General features: G+C 37.1%; 10 protein-coding genes. 5 read left to right on the top strand and 5 right to left on the bottom strand.

Going from position 1 to position 13796, the window contains the following annotated elements; translation table 11 throughout:
• The first annotated feature begins 296 nt into the window (after window positions 1–296).
• The 4 genes from JO178_RS01210 to JO178_RS01195 are packed head-to-tail and all read left to right on the top strand — an operon-like array spanning window position 297 to window position 6041.
• Window positions 297–743 (top strand): sugar dehydrogenase complex small subunit, encoded by a 447-nt coding sequence (locus JO178_RS01210; RefSeq protein ID WP_291930576.1) that lies wholly within the window; start codon window positions 297–299, stop codon window positions 741–743.
• Window positions 740–3034, top strand: a complete 2295-nt coding sequence (locus JO178_RS01205) for a GMC family oxidoreductase (RefSeq protein WP_291930573.1) — start codon at window positions 740–742, stop codon at window positions 3032–3034. The genes JO178_RS01210 and JO178_RS01205 overlap by 4 nt, the downstream gene beginning before the upstream one ends.
• Window positions 3035–3038: 4 nt before the next feature.
• Complete coding sequence (locus tag JO178_RS01200) at window positions 3039–4493, top strand: ferritin-like protein (protein ID WP_291930571.1); 1455 nt, start codon at window positions 3039–3041, stop codon at window positions 4491–4493.
• Window positions 4494–4511: 18 nt separating this feature from the next.
• Window positions 4512–6041, top strand: a complete 1530-nt coding sequence (locus JO178_RS01195) for a peroxidase, FMP-type (RefSeq protein ID WP_291930569.1) — start codon at window positions 4512–4514, stop codon at window positions 6039–6041.
• 74 nt (window positions 6042–6115) lie between these two features.
• Here the strand turns inward: JO178_RS01195 and JO178_RS01190 are convergent, their stop codons facing one another.
• Window positions 6116–6769, bottom strand: a complete 654-nt coding sequence (locus JO178_RS01190) for a TetR/AcrR family transcriptional regulator (RefSeq protein ID WP_291930567.1) — start codon at window positions 6767–6769, stop codon at window positions 6116–6118.
• 1674 nt (window positions 6770–8443) lie between these two features.
• Here JO178_RS01190 and JO178_RS01185 point away from each other — a divergent pair.
• Complete coding sequence (locus JO178_RS01185) at window positions 8444–8890, top strand: KTSC domain-containing protein (protein ID WP_291930565.1); 447 nt, start codon at window positions 8444–8446, stop codon at window positions 8888–8890.
• A 103-nt stretch (window positions 8891–8993) separates the two neighbouring features.
• Here JO178_RS01185 and JO178_RS01180 read toward each other — a convergent pair whose 3' ends face one another.
• The 4 genes from JO178_RS01180 to gndA form a co-directional block, all read right to left on the bottom strand.
• Window positions 8994–9500, bottom strand: coding sequence for a RidA family protein (locus JO178_RS01180; RefSeq protein ID WP_291930563.1), 507 nt, complete (start codon window positions 9498–9500; stop codon window positions 8994–8996).
• 331 nt (window positions 9501–9831) lie between these two features.
• Window positions 9832–10542, bottom strand: coding sequence for a 6-phosphogluconolactonase (gene pgl / locus JO178_RS01175; RefSeq protein WP_291930561.1), 711 nt, complete (start codon window positions 10540–10542; stop codon window positions 9832–9834).
• A 23-nt stretch (window positions 10543–10565) separates the two neighbouring features.
• Entirely contained in the window at window positions 10566–12047 is a 1482-nt protein-coding gene (zwf, locus tag JO178_RS01170) for a glucose-6-phosphate dehydrogenase (RefSeq protein ID WP_291930559.1), read from the bottom strand.
• A 12-nt stretch (window positions 12048–12059) separates the two neighbouring features.
• The gene (gene gndA / locus JO178_RS01165) at window positions 12060–13478 is read right to left on the bottom strand and encodes an NADP-dependent phosphogluconate dehydrogenase (protein WP_291930557.1); all 1419 of its coding nucleotides are present in this window, start codon (window positions 13476–13478) and stop codon (window positions 12060–12062) included.
• Window positions 13479–13796: the final 318 nt, after the last annotated feature.

Here is a 13796-nt window from a genome sequence, read left to right as displayed (position 1 = left end):
TAAACAATGTGAAAACAAATCACCACACATCCCCTTGTTTAAAGGCTTTACAGGAATCCATATTTAAACAGTCGTAAAAATTACGTAGAAATACTGAATCGTATATGGCAGGATCTGATTAATTTCGAATAAACAAAAACTGATACTAATGGATAGCTTAGAAAACAATCAACCTTTTCAGGAACAGAGATGGGCTCTACTGCAGTATTCCAAAAGAAAGACAGGAAAAATACACCCCTATTACTAAATGCTCTTTATTGAGTAGAGATATTTTAACCCATCAAATTTTTAACGAAATGATTATTAGTAACAAAATCCTCAACATCGACGATTATTACTTTGACGTGTTCATGTCTGTCTCGGAGGCACTCACCGGTTTTCCGCTGAACGAATTACAGGCCACAGGCCTGGCAGAAACCTATTACACGCATATTCTGGAAAATCTACAGGCTGCTACTTTTGTAGATTTCCTGACGGTTTCTAAAAATGTGTTCGAAAATTCGTTTACTGCAGATCAACTGAAAAATTCCATTGCTTCTGAAATCATGGCAGATCCAGGATTAAATGATATTGCGGGAAAAGTAATCACGCTCTGGTATCTGGGAACCTGGGAAGGTGCTTACGTCAATGATCTTTCCTACAAGGAAGGGCTGGTCTGGAATGTCATGCATTCGCATCCGCCGGGAGCTAAACAACCTGGTTATAAATCCTGGGCCATTAAACCTGTAAACAGCAACTTATGAGAAAAACAGACAACAAAAAGAATGTGATCATCGTAGGGACGGGGATTGCAGGTTCATTGATCGCGAAACTTCTTACGGACCACGTGTATTCATTGCGTGAAAAAAAATTTATTCACCGTGCGATAGCCACTCACGCCTTTAAGGAAATCCTTGCAGAAATTGGCCTTAAAAACATTAAAAAAACTGAAGATCTGCCGCAGCCAAAATCCTATAAAAAAGAAATCGAAAATGCTCAGAATCAAACCGGTAAAGAAATAGAGATTCAGGCAAATGAAAGGAATATTAATCCTGAAACACTTAAAAACCAAATCGGAATTGACGTTTTCAAAGATTTCTTCTTTCTGGAATTCTTCCGCGAGATCTCTGTTCTGATGTATGAAGCTGGTCTGGAGGCTGGTCTGGAACTGGATTCTGTATCATCTATGACCAATTATAATGAGTATATGCGTACTTTTTATATGCAGGAAGCTAAAGTTCCCAATTCACCCTATCCTAATTTAAAGCAGGCTCCTTCGCCGAATGTTCTGGATATGGGAAAAATTGTTCCTCCTTTTCCTGAAAAAAAGGGCTATCTGGTTCAGTTTGGGCCAATGCCCTTTGCGAGTGATGCGATAAGAGTCGGAGGGGGAACCACCCTTCACTGGCTGGGTACCACTCCAAGGATGCTTCCGAATGATTTTAAACTTACGGAAAAATACGGCATTGAAATCAACAGTCCTGATGCTAAGGTAAAAACACCTATCAACTGGCCGATAGACTATGAAACATTAAAACCTTATTATGAAATGGCCGAATTTGAAATCGGGGTTTCAGGGAATGTTTCCAAACAGGAATATCCTATTTCCGAAAGTAGGGAAGAATATTACGGAGACTATGTATTCCCGATGGAAGAAATCTCCCAGAGTTATATGGATGAAAAAATCATAGAAGGCCTTAAGGATACAAGTGTCACATTAAATTTCCAGCCTATTCCGTTATTACTGGTTCCTTCTCCTCAGGGAAGAAATTCTATTCCGAATCCTAAGTATGGTAATACCAAAATAATTAAAGCTGAAACCGGTATATCGGGATACAAACTGGTTTTAGATCATACTGCCGATGAGAAATACAAAGCTCTTGGCTCTCTTTGGAATCCTTATATGGGAGAACGTTGTGAAGGAAATGCTTCCTGTGTTCCGATCTGTCCGGTTCAGGCAAAATACAATGCTTTAAAAACGCTAAAAAAAGCTTTATATAAAGTTAATGAAAATGATAATCTTAAACGCAACCCGCACATTGAAGTCAGAGCCCAGAGTGTTGTTTACAAACTAAGCGTTGATGAAAAGGATCATGAGAAAATTTCAAAAGTTCATTTGAGAAGATATACCTCAAAAGAAAAAACAGATTTCATTGAAGAGATGATTGATACTTCAGACTCTATCGTAATTCTGGCAGCCAATGCTTTTGAAAATCCCAAAATATTACTGAACTCAAAATATACGGTTACCCAAAACAGGCAGAAAGTTGAAAAAACCGTTGCCAACAGCAGTGATCAGGTAGGAAGAAATCTTATGGATCATATGGTCATGCTGACCTGGGGATTGTTTCCTGAACCGGTGTATGCTTACAGAGGCCCAGGTTCTACAACCAATATTTCCTCCTTCCGTGACGGAAGCTTCAGAAGCGAATTTTCAGCTTGGATTTCACCCCTCGACAACTGGGGATGGAGCTGGCCAACATTCTCTCCCGGATCTGACCTTTCAGAATTTTTAAGTGACGGTCTTTTCGGAACCGACTTAAAAGAAGCCCTGGCTGACAGGCTTTCAAGACAGGTTTTATTTCATTTTGAAATTGAACAATTGCCTAATCCTAATAACAGAGTCACCATTAATAATCAATACATGGATGTCCTGGGAATTCCACGTCCTGTTATTCATTATGAGCTTACAGAGTATGAAAAAAAAGCAATGGAACAGGCTAAACTAGCCTCAGATCAAATGTTTGAAAAATTAGGCGTTGAAGATTTTACTACCTATAACGCAACAGATAATAATACATTCATTTACAACAATGTAAGATATTCTTACAACGGAGCCGGCCATATTGTGGGAACCCACAGAATGGGATCATCACCGGATGAATCTGTAACAAACAGCTATTGTAAATCATGGGATCATCCCAACTTATACATTGTTGGAGCCGGAAATATGACAACTCTGGGAACTTCAAACCCTACTTTAACCTTATCTGCATTCACGATCCGTTCAGTAGAATCTATCCTGACTGATCTGGAAGTACAATTTAAAAACTGAAAACATGAGACAAAGACTTATCCATAAAACAGAACCTCAATCTACCCTGGTAAAGGGAGTAAACATGACCGGCAGAAGTGCGGCAGCCGTAGAAAATAGTATCTCATTACAATCCTTGTTATTTGATACCACAATCAGTAAAGATGACTGGACAGGAGGAATTAAACACCACAGCAAAATCTTCACAAATCTTTTATTAAACGATCAGATTGAAGCATTTAACCAGTACTTAAGCGCAGAATTTAGCGCAGACCTTTATCCGTCTAAAAGCGGCTTAATCGATTTAGATTACCGTCCTATTTTACAGGATCTGTTGCAAACAGCAATTCTTATTGAACATTCCACGATTCCCCCTTATCTTACAGCTTTGTATTCTATCAAAGACGGAACCAATGCACTGGCCTCACAGATTATAAGAAGTGTTGCTGTGGAAGAAATGCTTCACCTGATTATGGTTTGTAATGTATTAAATGCCATACACATTCAGCCTTCTGTCAACAAACCACAGAACTATCCTACTTACCCGATGAAGCTTCCGATGAATGTTGATTTCTATGTAGGGCTGGAAACTTTTTCTCCGAATAGTATCGCTACTTTTATCGCCATTGAAAGCCCCACCAATCCTTTGGTAAAAGCTCCCAAGCCCGGCTTAATGAAAGTTCCGCAGGCATTAGTTGCTAAAAGCGTTGCCGTAGAGGAAAATAACTTCTGGACTCTTGAGAATATGAAAGGCTTTATCATGGATAATGTGCATACTATAGGTGAATATTATGATGTCGTATTCTTTTATATCTCTGTTTTCCAGATCGCAGCTTATTACAAGGAACATAAAGTACTTCCACAGAATTTTGAGGAATTAAATACAGGTGGAATCTTCACAGGAAATCCGGAAAAGCAAATCCGCCCTGAGCAATATTACGGAAGCGGAGGAAAATTACATCCGGTAGAAGCGCTAACCGGTGTTATCCAAGTTTTCCAGGAGATTAAAGGACAGGGAGAAGGTGCCGATGATTCTATTTATGACGTGGATCCTTCACAGTTTGAAGAAGGGGCTGAACTGGCTCATTATTTCAGATTTAAAGAAGTTTTCCATGAACATTTCTATATGGGTGGTAATTATGAAGCTTTCACAGATCAGGACGGAATGATGCCTGTCATTACTCCGCCCACAGGTAAACCTCTTCCTGTGGACTGGAGTGCATCCTACCCTATGAAACCCAATCCGAAAGTAAATGACTACGCTGGTAATAAAGAACTGTATGCACAAGGTGTTGAATTCAATAAAACATACAGACGCTTATTAGATGCTATTCAAAGCGCTGTAGAAGGAAACCATAGAGAGCTGGAAAAATCAATCATGTATATGTATGCCCTGAAAGAACAGGCGGTAGGTTTAATGAAACAGCCTCTGGATTCTCAGCATAATGCAGGGCCTACTTTCGAATACACGAATTTATAATCATAAAAACTTTAGATCATGCTTAAACGTAAAAAAGAAACCCCACAGGCGGAAGGTAAACTATTCCGCAGAAGTATTGATACAAGCAAAGGCTTTTTAGCCCAGTTGATGGATGGATACTCCAAACTTCTTATTGATGATCCTATGAGGCCGTTTAAAGAAGAAAATCTGGATGCTATAGGAAATAATGTTGATTATGGAGTTTTAGCAGCTCTGGAAGGTACCTGGGTAAGCTATAATGCCAATTACAATAAAAATGTTACCAGACCTTCATTAGCAAGCGGAATACATACTACGATTATGCCTTCACCGGGTACTAATCCGGGTACCATTCCCGGAAAATTCAGTTTCGACTGTGAAGAGTATATTGAAAAATTAACCTTTTCTCTGGTTCCGGGCGGAGTTCGTAACCGAGGAGGAGCAAGCGAATTATTCTGCGGAGCTGTTAAATATGAACAAACCATTAAAAGTGTAAATACTGTAGAGGGAAAACCGGACCTGAAATACACTCCCATCCACGAAGAAAACGGAATGTATCTATGGCTGAGTGATGTTTATAACCATGCAGCAAGTAAAGAATCGATAAAAAAAGACCGCGGTATTCACGCATTTTCTACCAGTGATTATGAAAAATACGGGTATGACGGAAATTACAGAGACGAACCTCTCGTAAGAGTATCGCCTGACGGACAGGAGAAAAAATACATTCTTCAAAGTGAGCTGAAACCAGACCAACCTTATTACGAAATCATCGCGGCTCAGGAATTAAAACCGGGAGACGGGCTGGACGGGCCCTATTTTATTCCGGACTACTCTATTTCCCGAAGCGGCGTCATTCCTCATGGCAGTACGATAACTTTATTAGGTGATATTGCTCCTCAGGACGGAAGCTTTTTAATTGAAGGGTCTCCTGAGTTTCCATATGGTAAAGCGGCATGGGACCCTGATCATCTTAGCATTTCACGTACCATGGGTGGCGCCGGAGTAACAGCAGCTAATATCATCGATCTTGATCAGCCTGCACCGGAATGGGTAGATCAGACACTGACGGATGAGAATGACCCCGGTTCAAATAAAATATACACCCAGAGAATTCTGGCTAATGATCTATATCCTTATTCTGTACGCCCGGATCTTCGCCTTCGCGATACAGTAAGAGGCCAGCATATCACCAACTATGTTCATGTAACGATGTCATCTAAAATGAAGACCGGTGCACAGGGAGGAATTTTAAATGTTCCGTTTGTCAATCGTTTTGTTCCGACTGTTGAGGTGGATATGCAAATGTGGATTGAGACCGTAATTGAAGATGAAAAAGAAATTCTTCAGCTTCAGTACGAGCAGATTGTATTCTTTGAATTTGATTTCGGAAATGACGGAGGTACTACAAGCTGGCCGCACATTCAGACCAATACACTTCGTAAACTGGAAGATATTCCTGAAGACCAGAGAAAAGTGATAGAAGATCAGTTGCTTAATCAGCCCGGAGTTGTGGTAGGTAACAGCATGGAAAATCCACCTGAAGGGTGTCCTTATCATAAGGAATAAAAGTACATAACGATACGATACAATAAGGGGCAGTTTACTGCCTCTTTTTTATGTTATATAAAATCCAGCAACAATTATTCTTTTTTATCTGTTTTACCCGGCAAATGTTCAAAGGTTTGATTCATTAAAAAAGATATGGCTTCTTTCACTTTATCACGTCCGCCGGGAGTACTCATATCAATACCACAAAAAATACTGCCGTTCATTGCCGTGGGAGATGTTCCTAAATAATAAAGCCCTGAAATTAAAATAGCCATTATGGAACGAAAAACATCTGCATTTTCTTTAAAGAAAGGATCACTGATTGCTTTAAACATCATCTCTCCGTTAGCTTCCTGAACTTCGGTAAGCTTTACCAGTGATTTCCGATGTTCGGATAAACGCCACAACAGTAATTTTTGTACTTCTTTATTATTGTATACATAGTCAAATTGAGCACATAAGGTTTGTATACCCAGCTCTTTTCCGCCATCCTCAAAATTGGGTGATTCTCCCGCCGTTACATTACTCCAAAAATCCTGTGAGCGGATATACTCGTCCATAAGACCGTCCATTCCGCCAAAATACGTATAGATCATTTTCTTATCTACCCCGGCAGTAGCCGCGATATCATTGATTTTTAATGCTGCGTATCCTTTTGTTTTCAGAATTTTCCCAACTGCATCCAAAAATTTCTTTTTACTGCGTTCTTTGTTTCGGATACTCCCTGCTGCTGATTTTCTTTCCATGACTAAGATTCAATATACAAGTTTATGAAATTTTTTATTATTTTAGACACTTTAAAGTGTCTTAATTTATATATTTGTTTAAATTTAATCATCAGGCTTCATAAAAAACATCGTCAATATGAGTAGACAGATTTCTCTATATACCGATAAAAACAGCACTATATGGGTATTGTAAAAGATAGGCTCACACATAATAATCTTTCAGCAAAAGAATTTTAAACCGGGAAAAAAAAATTTAAAAAGGTAATCCGCACGTTTGAATCTGGGCTTCTGATCGAAATACGACCTACAGAATTGTGTATTATTATAACCACTTATCTTTCAGCAATTAAAAAAAAATTAAAATTCAGGAATATTTTAGACACTAATCAGTGTTTTATTTTATATATTTGATCCAATCAACAGGTCTCTCCGATTCCGAAACACCATTTTGGAATGAAATCGCTGCCCTTACAAAATATAACATTCTCATTTTAAGTGATTTTCAAAAAAAAATAACATTTTTTTATTTTTAGACACCAAGAAGTGTCTTATTTTTATATATTTGTAAAAACTAATAACCATTTCAAATTTCAGGAGCCAGTTTTCAAACTGAGAAAAACCTGATTACCATTTATCGTGCAGGATCAGTCAGTAACCTTGTCATAAGCAGCTTTATAAATTGTATAATACTGAATGGTCCGCTCGTTATATGGGAGTTTCAAAACTGACTCGTAAAGAAATACTCCCTGAAAAATAGACAAGATATTCATTCTGACCTCTTACTTCATTGAATAAAGAATACGTATAACTACCTATCTAACAGTAATTTTAAAAAAAAATAAAAATTTTCGTAATTTTAGACACTACATAGTGTCTTATTTTATATATTTGTAAAAACTAATAACCATTTTCAATTTCACTGTCATATTGACATTGAAAAATTGAAATCCACTTATCGTGCAGGATCAGCCAGTAAAACCACTGTTATAAGTAGCTTTTATGAATTCCATTATACTGAATGATCCTCACGCTATCTGGGAATATTATTTCTGGTATCAGGAGCAAAAGAACTCATAAACAGGAGTGTGTGCTTACGGAAAAACCTGTATGTTCTATAAATTTGATTTTTGAATGTGCGGCAGAAAATGTCAAAACATAAAAATAAGATTCTGAATATCAATAAAAAAACAAAGCAAATATCTTTTTTTTGAAAAAAAACAAAATTTTAGACACTACTTAGTGTCTTATTTTATATATTTGTATAAACTAATCAACCATTCAATATATCAAAAACACAATCGAAGTTGAAGAAACGATTTGCCGGATTTTTGTACTGAGCTTATGGTTAATTTTAATCGAAGCAGTTATTCAAGCTGCTGAAAAAGAATTTAAACCTGATGACGTGCATATTAAATGGCTTTGTCAACTTACAAAATGCTAAAAATGATGAGGGAGTGAAACGCATAAAATGATGATGATGTGTACATGATGAGTAAAAAATTATTTCGAACAAGCAAGTGGGTAAAAACACTGAATGTTGTCGGCACTATTAGGAAACTAATGGTGCTGTTTTTTTGATTTTAAGTTAAATTCCTTATATTAAGGAACATTCAAATAAATTAATAATGAATAACTTACCTTTTTTCAGATTTATTTTCCTAATTTTGCACCCCGAAAATAAGGATTCAAAATATGAAAAGAATAGGTGAGCACAGAAAGCTTCTTGGAGTAGATAAAGACGTGACTTTAAAAGAGTTAAAGACCATTTACAGGAATACGATGAAAGATTCGCATCCTGATAAATTCATTAATAACGAAGAAGGAAAACTGGAAGCAGAAGAAAAAAGCAAGGCTGTGATTGAAGCTTACCACTTTTTGGTAAGTATCAACCCGGAAACCCAGGAAAAATACAAAGAAGAATATACCGAAACGATCTCAAAATCTAATATTCAGGATTTTTATTTTGAAAAGCAGATTTTGAATATCCAGCATTTAAACGGAAAAATGTATGAATACATTGGGGTTCCAAGAAATACCTATATTAAAATGGTAAATGCTGATTCTCCAAGCCGGTTTGCCAGAAGACATATTTATGGAAATTTTACCTACAGAAAGGCTGGTGAGGCTATGGAAGATTAATTTTCAACCTGTCAGATAATACATAGAGGCTTTCAGTTTATTCTGAAAGCCTTTTTATTGATTTCATTTTATTCATCTTTTCGGGGATAAAGAATACTCCTTTTTATTTTTTCATAAAAGCAACAGCATCTACTTCTATCTGCATTCCCTCCAGTGCCAGTTTGGGAACCGGAATTAAAGTACTTGCCGGGAATTGATTCTTTTTCCATGCATTATGCATTTCTTCCGTCCATATAGATAGCTTCTCCGGATTATGATCTACAATGAGTACGGTAACTTTAAGAACATCTCCAACTCCTAATCCATATTCAGTGAGAACTGTTTCTAAATTTTTCAGAGAAAACCTAACCTGGGTTCTGAAATCTTCCGAGAGCGTATGCTTTAAATCTTCTCCTCCGCTTTGTCCGGATATAAATACATATTTTCCATTTCCTTCAGCTGTTGTTGAATGAGAGAATGCAAATGGTGTCGGATCAAAAAGGTCTTTTGGGTTTTTATGACTGATAGTGCTCATTATATTTTTTTTAATTGTTTTATGATTAGGAATATTTTGTGAAAAAGCCAGAAATCCTATACATAGTACCGGAATTGCAGATAATATACGTTTCATTATTTTTGGTATTGAATTATGAAAGCAAATCTACCGCCGATCATTTTTTAAAACCTATACATATGTTGACATAATTTATTTTTATAAATAATATATTATCCGTTTTTCAGAAGCCATACTGTAAGCTTTTTACTATCCGCGTGCTGTAAACAACAGTCCTCCCGTTTTTGAATCTCAAATGATCCCATGTATAATCCTTTATTTTTGGCCATCACATATGAATGTTTTAATACTCTATTCATGTTCTTAAATAACAAAAGCCTGCTTCAATGCTGAGACAGGCTTATATAATTTTTAGCAGATCATGTTTACTTTTTAAAAAGACGGCATACTATCCTCTGGCTTTTTCATCTGTAAAAAACCTGAATCCTTCTTTTTTTTCAATAAGCTGCAATGGGTACAACGCAGGATTGTATTCCCCGTTAAGTACCTCATTCAGCGCATGTCTTTTAGATTCTCCAAATGCGACAACCAATATATTTTCAGCCTTATTGATCAATGGTGCCGTTAAAGTAATTCTAAACATTTCCTGAGGCTTAAGATAATAAGCAGAAACCCATTTTTCTTTCTCATTCAGTACTTCTTCTCCCGGAAATAAAGAGGCGGTATGGCCGTCATCTCCCATTCCTAAAAGAATAAAATCAAAAACACCATCATTCCCCAGAACATTTCTGATCTGTTGTTCGTATTCCTTCGCATAGTCTTCCGGAAGTACTCCCTCTTGATACATTGGAAAAACCTGATCTTTGTTGACCGCCACTTTACCAAGTAACGTCTCGAAGGTCATACGGGCATTGCTCTTCTCATCATCCAGTGGAACCCATCGTTCGTCAACCCAAAAAAAGAAGACTTTGTTCCATTCTATTTTCCCTGCATATTCGGGAGTTGCCAATAGAGTAAAAATAGCTTTAGGAGAAGACCCTCCACTTAATGCTACTACGAAGCGGCTATTTTTTTCAATCGATTTTTTTGAAAGATCCACAAAAATATCCGCTGCCTCCTTATACAGTTTTTCTAAATTATCAAATACTGTAATATTCATTGTTAGTCTGTTTAATATTATTTTTATACCCAGTTATGTCCCTGTCTTTCAACCAATGTAAAACTATCTCTTGGTCCCCAACTTCCTGCTTCATAATTAGGAAATGAAGAATCTTTATTATTCTCCCAGGCTTCCTGTATAGTGGTTACCACATCCCAGGCTTCTTCCACCTGATCAGAGCGCATGAATAAAGTAAGATCTCCCAGAAGAGCATCCAATAATAAAGTTTCATAGGCTTCCGGTGTATCTTCCTGACAGGCAAAATTATCAAAAACCATTTCTACCGGCTGCAAATCCATTGAAAGTCCCGGTTTTTTAGTCATAAACTGCAATCTGATATCCATTAACGGCTGAATATTGATAATAAGCCTGTTGGCTGATAAAAGATGCGGGCTTCCTGAAAAAGTGGAATGAGGAAGGGGTTTAAACTGAATGGTAATATAGGAATGCTTTTCTTTCATTTTTTTTCCGGTACGAACATAAAACGGTACATCCTGCCATCTTTCATTATCCAGATAGAATTTGATCGCTGCAAAAGTTTCTGTATTGGAATCCGGAGCAATTCCTTCTTCCTGACGATATCCTTTTATATCTGCCCCATTGATGGTACTTTTTCCATATTGTCCTCTGACTGCGTAATGATCCACCTGATCGGATGTAATTCTGCGAATGGATTTAAGGACATCTACTTTACGATCTCTGATTTCACCTGATTTTAAAGAAGCCGGCGGTTCCATGGCAACCATACATAAAATCTGCAACAGGTGATTTTGAATCATATCTCTCAGTGCTCCTGTCTGTTCGTAGAAAGCACCTCTCGTCTCCACACCTACCTCTTCTGCAACGGTAATCTGTACAGATTCTATATATTTATGATCCCACAGCGGTTCAAAAATAGAATTTCCGAATCTGAAGGCCAGTATATTCTGTACAGTTTCTTTTCCCAGGTAATGGTCTATACGATAAATCTGTTCTTCTTCAAAGGTCTCTGAAAGAAGGCTGTTAAGTTCAATCGCAGACTGTTTATTATGTCCAAAGGGTTTTTCTATAATAATACGGTCTTTTTTCGGATCAGAAGCCAGTGCTGTATTTTTGATATGATTGGAAATTGTAGAGATAAAATTCGGTCCGATTGACAGATAAAACAATCTGTTGGCTCTCATTCCGTAAATATTGTCAAGACTCTCTAATTTCTGACGCAAACCGGTATAGGAATTTTCCTGGTCCAACTGATGCTGGAAATAAGTAATATGAGCCTGAAAACCTGCCCAGTCCTCAGCCGTTATTTTTTTTCTTGAAAAATTCTCCAGATTTTCCCTGATATAACTTCTAAAATTCTCATCGGTATTATCAGCTCTGCCCAATGCGATAATATTAAAGCCTTTAGGCATTCTCCCGTCTATATATAAGTTGTAAAATGCCGGAAAAAGTTTTCTTTTGGCAAGGTCTCCTGTAGCCCCAAAAATAATAATAGTCGTTGGCTGCAAGATTTTATTTTGATTCATTTTTTCCGAATTTTAGTTGTTTTCATTATTCCATGAAGTATGGAAGACTCCTTCTCTATCGATTCTCTGATAGGTATGTGCCCCAAAATAATCACGCTGGGCCTGAATTAAATTAACGGGTAAAGACGCTGTCGTATAAGCGTCAAAATATCCTAAAGCCGTTTGAATTCCTAAACTGGAAATCCCGTTTGACACAGCATATCCGGCAGTTTTTCTTAATGATTTAATCTTTGATTTAACAAGAATTGCGATATCCTTATCCAGTAAAATATTAGAAAGATTAGGATTTTTAGTATAAGCCTGATAGAACTTTTCTAACAATACTGAACGGATAATACAACCTCCTCTCCAGATTTTTACAACATCCTTCAGGGGAATCCGGAAATCGTACTCCTCAGATGCTTTTACCAGTAAAGCCAGCCCTTGTGCATAGCTGATGAGTGTAGCCAGGAAAAGAGCGTCTCCCACTTCCTGAATGAATAGTTTGATGTCTTCCGGACTTGTAATTTCTTTTTCACCATACAGCTGAGAAGCTTTTATTCTCTCTTCTTTATAGGCAGATAAAATTCTTGATGTCACTGCGATATCAATGGTCGGAATAGAAACTCCGATTTCCATTGCCTGTTCAGAAGTCCATTTTCCGGTTCCTTTCGCTCCGGCTTTATCCAAAATCTGATCTACAAGGTAATGGTCTGTCAGGGTATCTTTCTGTCTGAAAATATCTCTTGTAATCTCAATCAGGAAAGAATTCATCTCGCCGTCATTCCACTCCTTGAAAACGTCATACAACTGATCATTAGTAAGATTTGCTCCTCTTTTCAGTATATCATAAGCTTCGCTGATCAACTGCATGATAGCATATTCAATTCCGTTGTGAACCATTTTCACGTAGTTTCCTGCAGAGCCTTTTCCCATATAGGCAGTACATGCTTCGCCCTCAACTTTTGCAGCAATAGATTCAAGCATTGGCTTAAGCAGGTGGAAAGCGTCAAGATCTCCTCCCGGCATAATACTCGGTCCTGTTCTTGCTCCTTTTTCTCCTCCGGAAACACCCATCCCCATAAAATGAAGTCCTTTTGAGGCTAAAGCAGTCACACGTCTGTTGGTATCTTCAAAATAGGAATTACCGGCATCAATAACGATATCACCTTTATTCAAAAGCGGGGTAATATTTTCCAGAACAGCATCTACAGGTTTTCCGGCAGGAACCATAAGAATAATTTTTCTGGGCGATTCCAATACTGATACAAAATCTTCCAAAGAAACTTTGCCTTTCACCTTCATTTCCGAAGTGGCACCTTCCTCTAATTCTTTTACTTTTTCTTCGTCAAGATCAAATCCTGCAATTGAAAAACCGTTATCTGCAATATTATAAAGAAGATTTCGCCCCATTACTCCAAGGCCAATCATCCCGTAATTATATCTCTCCATTGTATTGGTATTAATATGAATTTGTTATACAGAGAATAAATTTACGCAAATGCACAGGAGGAAAAAAATAAAGAATGTAAAAAAATTATTATCTTTTCCTTGATCGCTCATTTATAAGCTGATAATTTTAGAACGTACATCATTTTTTTTCAAAGAAAAACTACATTTTTTTCAATTTATTTTGACGAACAAAGAAGACTAAATTTCAATATTTTATCTAAAAAAATGTATCTTTGTAGCGTGTGATTTCCCATCACCTCAATCATTATAATGGGCATGATCTATTAAAATGGTACCACTATTTGGAATAATTAAACT

It is taken from the genome of Chryseobacterium sp., assembly GCF_019236175.1.
In the GTDB taxonomy this organism is placed as follows: domain Bacteria; phylum Bacteroidota; class Bacteroidia; order Flavobacteriales; family Weeksellaceae; genus Chryseobacterium.
This window is presented reverse-complemented; position numbering and strand designations above follow the sequence as displayed.